The sequence below is a fragment of the Mesorhizobium sp. M7A.F.Ca.MR.362.00.0.0 genome (assembly GCF_004023175.1).
In the GTDB taxonomy this organism is placed as follows: domain Bacteria; phylum Pseudomonadota; class Alphaproteobacteria; order Rhizobiales; family Rhizobiaceae; genus Mesorhizobium.
Genome location: NZ_RZTF01000188.1, coordinates 8,159 through 9,048, shown reverse-complemented (window position 1 = coordinate 9,048; position 890 = coordinate 8,159). Strand labels below are relative to the sequence as shown.

Annotated in this window: 2 protein-coding genes; both read right to left on the bottom strand. The window is 61.8% G+C overall.

Annotated elements, in window-relative coordinates:
- Positions 1–101 precede the first annotated feature (101 nt).
- A complete protein-coding gene (locus EOC06_RS44870) occupies positions 102–227 on the bottom strand; it encodes a hypothetical protein (protein ID WP_281062094.1) in 126 nt (41 codons plus the stop codon).
- On the bottom strand, positions 224–679 hold the full coding sequence (locus tag EOC06_RS21470; RefSeq protein WP_128308733.1) for a GntR family transcriptional regulator: 456 nt from the start codon (positions 677–679) through the stop codon (positions 224–226). Before EOC06_RS21470 ends, EOC06_RS44870 begins: the two co-directional genes overlap by 4 nt.
- Between the last annotated feature and the right edge of the window lie 211 nt (positions 680–890).

The following is an 890-nucleotide window of genomic DNA, read 5'->3' as shown; positions in this document are numbered from 1 at the left end:
TGCCCCCAGCATGATGATCGGGCACCGGGCAGCGGAGATGATCCTGGGCCGGGGATAATTTCTGTAGCGCAACTCCAGGAAAGGCGTGCAGCGGCCTTCCTTCAGTAGCCGCGCAAAAACAATGAGTTGGAGCGGTTCAGTGAATCAAACATTGAACCGGCGCCTTTGCAGCTGGGCTGCGGCGGGCACGCGCCGTCGAATTCAAGCGGCTTGATCGTCCCGCTCATCCGCCTCGCCGTTGATCTCGCGCAGCAGCCTTTCGATGTCGGCCTTCGGGAGACGGTTCGGCGAGTTGGTCGCGCATCAGCCGGCGCAACGTCGAGGTCAGCGCGCCCGGCGTCGCATTGTAGCGCGCCAGCAGTGCCCGCTCGCTGATGATCCATCCAGGACACCGAGTGCCATGTCGCGCATCACTTTCTCGTCGAGAGAAAGCGACCCCACCTGATCTCGGCGAGCGCCCGGCTGGATCGCTTCGAGCAATCAAGCCGCGGTTGGGCTCGTAAGTTACGACCCCTTCACCCTGCAATTGCACCAGAGCGTGACGCACAGGTGTACGCGAGACGCCAAGGGTCGCCGCGATCTCCGCCTCGTTGATCCGCTCACCGACTTGAATTCGCTCGAAGAACTGAGCCCGAAGCTGATTGCGAATGCGTTCCTGGAGCGGCGAGGCTGCGGTCATACTGACCCTGCATGCGCGCCGCCGGGCCGAGCCGGATCGAAGCCGAACCGCATGCGTATTCCGAAGACATGGACACGACAAACATGGCGCGCCACTACATCGCAACTTGGCTATCGTGGCCTTGGGAGACGCGGTTTACCACCGAAATGAAATCCGCGACCAGCTTGTCCGGCGTGCCTCGATAATCGATGGCGATGACGCATTCCTGCAT

What these genes read in the sequence shown, in the direction of transcription:
- EOC06_RS44870 (WP_281062094.1), bottom strand. Translation starts at nt 227, where the DNA reads ATGAGCGGGACGATCAAGCCGCTTGAATTCGACGGCGCGTGCCCGCCG.
- EOC06_RS21470 (WP_128308733.1), bottom strand. Translation starts at nt 679, where the DNA reads ATGACCGCAGCCTCGCCGCTCCAGGAACGCATTCGCAATCAGCTTCGG.